This window comes from Soonwooa purpurea (genome assembly GCF_053891095.1).
Map to the genome: position 1 here is coordinate 155,258 of NZ_JBSSMA010000007.1, position 6,928 is coordinate 162,185.

5 protein-coding genes are annotated in these 6,928 nt (G+C 34.7%); 3 read left to right on the plus strand and 2 right to left on the minus strand.

Translation table 11 applies throughout. The features are described from left to right. Window positions 1-33 precede the first annotated feature (33 nt). Window positions 34-720 (plus strand): response regulator transcription factor, encoded by a 687-nt coding sequence (locus tag ACVFVN_RS08680; RefSeq protein WP_165134735.1) that lies wholly within the window; start codon window positions 34-36, stop codon window positions 718-720. A gap of 152 nt (window positions 721-872) precedes the next feature. Here ACVFVN_RS08680 and ACVFVN_RS08685 read toward each other — a convergent pair whose 3' ends face one another. After that, complete coding sequence (locus ACVFVN_RS08685; protein ID WP_456234961.1) at window positions 873-2,072, minus strand: endonuclease/exonuclease/phosphatase family protein; 1,200 nt, start codon at window positions 2,070-2,072, stop codon at window positions 873-875. Between the two features lie 228 nt (window positions 2,073-2,300). On the opposite strand from ACVFVN_RS08685, the gene ACVFVN_RS08690 reads away from it, so the two are divergent. Together ACVFVN_RS08690 and ACVFVN_RS08695 are read left to right on the plus strand one after the other, a co-directional pair. Continuing rightward, window positions 2,301-5,168 (plus strand): carboxypeptidase regulatory-like domain-containing protein, encoded by a 2,868-nt coding sequence (locus ACVFVN_RS08690; protein WP_456234962.1) that lies wholly within the window; start codon window positions 2,301-2,303, stop codon window positions 5,166-5,168. A 19-nt stretch (window positions 5,169-5,187) separates the two neighbouring features. Continuing rightward, window positions 5,188-6,597 (plus strand): DUF5689 domain-containing protein, encoded by a 1,410-nt coding sequence (locus ACVFVN_RS08695; protein WP_456234963.1) that lies wholly within the window; start codon window positions 5,188-5,190, stop codon window positions 6,595-6,597. 69 nt (window positions 6,598-6,666) lie between these two features. Here ACVFVN_RS08695 and ACVFVN_RS08700 read toward each other — a convergent pair. Next, a partial coding sequence (locus tag ACVFVN_RS08700; RefSeq protein WP_456234964.1) for an integrase core domain-containing protein occupies window positions 6,667-6,928 on the minus strand: 262 nt, incomplete at its 5' end.

Consider the following 6,928-nt stretch of genomic DNA (forward strand, 5'->3'; position numbering starts at 1 on the left):
TTAGTATTCCAATAACCATTAAATAATAAAGCTATGAGCAACAGAATATTATTAGTAGAAGACGATCAAAGTTTTGGTGCAGTATTAAAAGATTATCTTAGCATCAATAACTTCGAAGTTACATTAGCCACAGACGGCGAGATGGGCCTAAAAGAATTCACAGAAAAAGAATTCGACATTTGCATCTTTGATGTGATGATGCCTAAAAAAGATGGTTTCTCATTAGCAGAAGATGTCAAAAAAATAGATAAAAACACACCAATTATTTTCTTAACGGCGCGTAATATGCGCGAAGACATCCTGAAAGGTTATCAGATTGGGGCGGATGATTATATCACAAAACCTTTTGATACGGAGCTTCTTTTATACAAGATTAAAGCAATTCTGCAACGCAGTGCTGTTTTGGAAAACGAAGATCAGGAACAGTTCAAAATCAGTGATATTTTCTTCGATTCTATGTTAAGACAATTGCGTGTAGGCGATAAAGAATACAAACTTTCTCCAAAAGAAAATGAACTTCTCAAACTACTTTGTCTTCACAGAAACGACTTTATGCCCAGAGATTTAGCACTTCGTAAAATTTGGAAAAAGGAAAACTATTTCACCGCCAGAAGTATGGATGTGTATATCGCTAAACTGAGAAAACTTCTTAAAGATGATGAAGGTTTAGAAATCATCAACGTGCATGGTGAAGGTTTCCGATTGCTAGTTAAAAACTAGATATTTTTAGAGAATAAAAGAGGCTGCCTCAAAAGGCAAACCGATGCTCTGCGAATCTTCTAAATGACAAAAGTTGTCAGACAGGAGTCCGAGAGAGGGAGTGCTTTTGAGACAGCCTCTTTTTTATGCTTGTGGTTGTTTTAATCCAAATGTTATGGTTCTTTTTGTAATATAACAAAAGCTGGGAAGTGGTCACTAAATCCTCCCGTAAACTTATCCCCACTCCAAGACCTAAAAGGGTAGCCTTTATAATTTCCTTCTTTATTAATTAAATAATCTGGGGCATAGATTTCTGTTCTTAAAACAGTATAATCTTTTTTAACTTCATTTGTAGGAGCATAAAGATTTCCAGAAACTATTATCTGATCGAATAAGTTAGGTGCATCTTGATAAGCTAAAGAAGCAACACCTTTTTTATATAAAGGATACATTAAGTTAAGATATGGCATAGACTCCGACAAATCTTTTGGAGATGCAACTGCTTTTAAAACATTTTTCAGACTTGAGCTTACAGGATCATCGTTAAAATCTCCCATTGCAATAAGTTTTGTATCTGGTGCTTTAATTCTAATGCTGTCCATTTGTTGTTTTAATACTGCTGCGGCCGCATTCCTTTTAGGCAAAGAGACAGCTTCTCCTCCTCTTCTTGATGGCCAGTGATTAAGAAATAATGCCACTCGCTCATTGTCTAACATCCCAGTAACGACTAATATATGACGTGTATATTCTCTTTTACCGTCTTCACCATAAATTTTAACTTCTTTCTTTAAAGAATTAGTAGGTGTAAATCTTCTTTTTTGATAAATAAAGGCAGGATCAATACCTCTATAATCATAAGAATTATAATGAATAATTCCATAATCATATTTTGCAAGTTTCGGTTGCTTAACCAGATCTTCAACAACTTGACGGTTTTCTACTTCCAAAAGTCCAACAATTGCAGGAGCCGTTCCTGTTTGCTTTAACCCCAACTCAGAAATAACTCTTGCTGCATTTTCCAGTTTTTGCTTATATATTTTATGATTATAATTCTTAGCACTTTTAGGCGTAAACTCTTCAGAACCTCCTTGATATTTAACAACACGTTTGCCTTTTAGTGCTTCATCACTCCATTCCCCTTTATAGCTTTCATCAACCTGTAGATATTTAATAGAATCTATAGGAATGCTTCTATGAAAAGATGGATTACTCTTATCTTTTGTCCCGTCGATATAATCAGCAGACTGAATAGTATCCCAAAGGTTTTCAACATTTAGAAAACCAACGGTTGCTACTTTTCTTAATTGCCCTTTTTGTTGAGCAAAAATTAAACATCCAAGAGCTAAAGTAAAAATACTTAGATATTTTTTCATTGATATAAGTTTTAATAAATTTTAAAGGACGACAAATGTACTATATTATTTTATAGCTTGTTAGCAAATCTAAAAATTTTATAAGATTAAAAAATCTTTATTAACTAAAATTAATCATAAAATGATATTAATAATTATTAAATATATTTTTTTTAAGTACATTTGTGCCCCCGATTCATAATGTATTGAAAATTAAGTATTAAAAAGAGAATATAAATAGTTCAAAGTATGATTAAAAAATTATCATTAATCTCCTTGTTCTCATTGATGCCCGCATCATTTTACTATGCGCAAACAACTGTGTTTGCGTATCTTAAAGACTCTGAAGGCAAACCAGTAGAAAGGGCTAATGTAGACCTAAAAGGAGAAGGCAATGATGTAACGGCTGATAAAATTGGATATTTCCAATTTGTTGATCTTAAGCCAGGTCATTATCAGATTGTTGTTTCAAAATCCAATTATGAATCCAAAGTATTGGAATTTGACGTTACGACTGAGAAAAGAAAAGATCTAGGTGTGATTACCCTGTATTCATCCCTAACTGGTGCAGACCAGGGACTTGCAATTATTGAAAACTCTGGAGACGAAGAAAACTCAAGCCAAGGTTCAACTGTTGGTTTATTACAATCATCTCAAGATGTTTTTAGCAGGTTAGCAAGTTATGACTTAGGAGCTTATTGGTTCCGCCCAAGAGGAATTGATGGAAGAACTGGCGAAACTATGCTAAATGGTGTAAGCATGGTAAAAGCTGACAATGGGAATGTGGACTTTTCTAACTGGGGGGGGCTTAATGAGATTACCCGTTATCCAGAAATCGCAGCAAATCACGCGCCTTCCGAATATACATTTGGCGGGGCTAGTTCTGTTCTTAATAAATACACAAATGCTTCTGAATATAGAAAAGGTTTCCAAGCGACCTATTCTTTAACGAACAGAAACTATCGTCATAGAGCTTCTTTAAGATATTCTTCCGGTATGTCAAAAAATGGCTGGGCAATTACAGCAATGGCAGCGAGACGTTGGGCACAAGAAGGCATACAAGAAGGAACTTTCTATGATGCTTGGGGAGGCTATTTAGGAATTGAAAAAAAACTATCTGATAAGCACACTATTACTTTCAATGCTATTGGCGCCCCCTACAGAAGATCTACAGCGAGTCCAAGTACTCAAGAAGTTTTTGATTTAAGAGGTGTCCATTACAACTCTTATTGGGGATGGCAAAATGGAGAAAAAAGAAGTGAAAGGGTTCGTTCTGGCTTCCAGCCAATTCTACAATTAACTGATTTCTGGAAAATCAATAAGAACTCTAGCTTAACAACAACTTTATCTTACCAATTTGGAAAGGATAAGAGTGCTAGACTTGATTGGCAAAATGTAAGCAATCCTTCTCCAACATATTATAGAAGACTGCCTAGTTACTTCTTATCAATGGATCCATCTATGGAAGTTATTGATCCTAATGATCCTACTAAATGGGCAACAGCAAGAGATGCTTACAACACAGCTACACAACTTTGGCAAAATGGAGATCCTACATACACTCAACTTAATTGGGATGCGATGTATCAGGCCAACATGAACCAAGCTCCCGTTTCACAATACGGAACAACTGGTCGTAGAGCATTATACTTCCAAGTCAGTGATGTGAGCGATGATAAAATCTGGAATGCTAATACTCATTACACATACAACTTTAATGACAAAACTAGGTTTATTCTAAACTTGTCATATCAAAATTATAAATCTGAACTATATCGTGAAGTAAAAGATCTATTAGGCGCAGACTTTGCTTGGAACAAAGACTCTTTTGCTGCAACCAACCAACCTGGGACATCTGGTTTATTAAACGAATTAGATTTAGAAAACGGTTCTGTTGCTAAAAAAGTAGGTGATAGAATTGGGTACAATTATATTTTTAGTCGACAAGATATTAAAGTTAATCCTGGATTAAAATTCTCACCAGGAAATTTTGATGTATTTGTTTCTGCAATGGCAGGATACACTACTTCTAGCAGAGAGGGCTTATTTAAGCATTATTTATATAAAGACTCTTATGGAAAGAGTGGCGATCAAAACTTTTGGAGTTTCGGAATAAAAGGACAAGCTATTTATAAAATTGATGGTCGTAACTTCATAGTGTATAATGGCTCTTATTTTTCGCAAGCACCATTCTTAGAAGACCTATACATCAACCCAAGGCTAAATGCATCTACTGCCCCGAATATCAAAAACACAATTGTAAATGCAAATGACTTAAGTTATGTTATGTCAACTCCCTTCCTGAAGCTAAGACTTACAGGCTATTGGGTTGACACACAAAACGAAACTAACATCCAGAGATTCTTTGCAGATGGATTGCAATTTGATAGCGAAGATGCATCAAAACCAATCCAGAGCGCATTCTTAACACAAGTTATGTCAAATGTTGAAAAGAGAAACATTGGACTAGAGCTAGGTGTTGATTATAAAATTACACCAACTTTATCTTTACAAGGTTTGGCTAGTGTGGGACAGTATACGTATCAAAACGATCCAACAATCTATTTTGCATCAGACGCAATCGGAGAGTTTTCTAATGGCCAACCATATATTGATTTTGGAAAGGCAAACCTTAAGGATTACAAATTAGGAGGAACCCCTCAACAAGCCTACTCTTTAGGATTTAGATATAATTCTCCAAAATATTGGTGGTTTGGTGCTAATTGGAACTATTTAGATCAAAATTTCTTAGATCCTTCTGCAATATTGAGATCAGAAAACTTTGTACAAAATAGTACATCACATACACCTGATACAGATGTTACACCAGAAGGCTTGCGCAGGTTAATGGCTCCTACAAAACTACCTTCTTCTTTCTTTATTAATGCGAATGCTGGCAAATCTTGGATGATAGGTAAATACTATGTCTTAATTTCTGCAACAGTTAATAATATCTTAGATAACAAAAAATATATTACTGGAGGATTTGAGCAGAGTAGAAACATTAAATATGATGGATATGTTAAGGATTATGATAGAGCACAATCTCTATTCTCACCTAAATATTGGTATACACAAGGACGTTCATATTTTGTAAATGTACAATTCAGATTCTAATCTATTTAAAAATATCGTAATGAAAATAAATTCACTTTTAAAAACCGTAATTTTTTCTGTTTTTACAGCAACAGCACTTACATCTTGTGTAAAGAATGATGACTGGGAAACACCACCGATTGTTTGTAATAACAAATTCGATGCACCTACTATGTCTATGGCTGATTTTGCAGCTTTAGCTCCATCTGGAACATACAAAATCCCTGTAGATGGACCTGCTGTGATTTTTGATGCTTATATCGTATCATCTGACGAATATGGTAACTTCTATAAAACAATTTCTATTCAGGATAAGCCGGAAAATCCAACAGTTGGACTTTCTATCGAGGTAGACAAGTCTTCCAACTATGCTGACTTCCCAATTGGAGCACACGTTAGAATCAAGGCAAACGGTCTAGTATTAGGAGTAGATAGAGGTACCAAAAAAATAGGATCTGTAGATCCACAATATGCAATTGGTCGTATACCTAGCATATTATTCTCTCGATATATTGCTGGTGTATGTAATGGTAATGGGCTAGACATTGCAAAGCTAGTTCCCACAAAGGTAAAAAATCTAACTGATGCTAAAGCCGATAAATATCTTAATACACTTGTAACTGTACCAAAAGTACAATTTGCAGATACTAACACAACATTTATAGACTATTCTGCTGGTATTGGTATAGATACAGATCGCAAAATTGTTGATGCTACTGGAGGCTCTACAGTATTAAGAAATTCTGGATATTGTACTTTTGGATCTCAAATAATTCCTTCAAAGAGTGGAGATGTAACATTTGTTGTTAGCCGTTATAACGCTAACTTCCAAATGTATATTAGAGGTCTTAATGACATTAACTTTACTGAAGATCGTTTCGTTCCAACTGAAGGTGGAGGCAACGAAGAAGGAGGTAATACAGAAGCCGCTAATTTCCTCTTCAAAGGTGCGGATTTTGAAAGCTGGTCAGAATTTATTTCTTCTATTAATAGCGGATTTGGCATCAAGCCCTATGCTACACAAGGTGTTGGCCTTGGAAGAGAGAACTCAAATGCTTTGCAAATTAAAGGTACTCCTGCAGGCAACGACTATGTATTTACAGCGATTGTTAATAATCCTATTCCTGCTAACGCGAAAAAAATTACATTCTACGTTAAAGGTACATCTGGAAAATCCCTTTCTTTAAATGTTAATAAACCTTCAGGAACACCCGCTTACACTCCATTTAATGTTGGGGCACTTACAGATAAAAATGTTATTCTTAAACCAGCTATTGCCGATGGAAACCAATATAATGGTGCTATTGACACTAAAGGCAAATGGGTTTTAATTACGTTAAATATTGAAGGACTAGAAATACAAACAGCCGCAGGTAAAGATCTTTTCTCTCTTAAAACAGGTAAAGATGCTGCTTATGATTTAGTAATCGATAACATCAAAATCGATTAATTATATTGAATACTTAAATTTGTAACGTCCTGAAAAAATGATACAGGATTAGACCAATAAAACTTTATTTTAAACAGTACATATATTCGTATTTGTACTGTTTTTCTTTTTGTACGTTTTTGGTATTAATTCTTGTTGTTGGTGCATTTGCATCGGCGTTAAATAATGGTTTGACAAGTGTGGTCTGAACTCATTATAAATCTCTACGGTTTGTTTGACCAAAATCTTTCTTGTATTCAAATCTACATTAGATTTATCAATATCATACTCTTGTTTTAAAATTCCATTAATTCTTTCGGCTATGGCATTCTCATAAGGATCTGATTCTTGT

Coding starts and splice junctions, on each gene's coding strand:
- ACVFVN_RS08690 (WP_456234962.1), top strand. CDS start 2,301: ATGATTAAAAAATTATCATTAATCTCCTTGTTCTCATTGATGCCCGCA.
- ACVFVN_RS08695 (WP_456234963.1), top strand. CDS start 5,188: ATGAAAATAAATTCACTTTTAAAAACCGTAATTTTTTCTGTTTTTACA.
- ACVFVN_RS08680 (WP_165134735.1), top strand. CDS start 34: ATGAGCAACAGAATATTATTAGTAGAAGACGATCAAAGTTTTGGTGCA.
- ACVFVN_RS08685 (WP_456234961.1), bottom strand. CDS start 2,072: ATGAAAAAATATCTAAGTATTTTTACTTTAGCTCTTGGATGTTTAATT.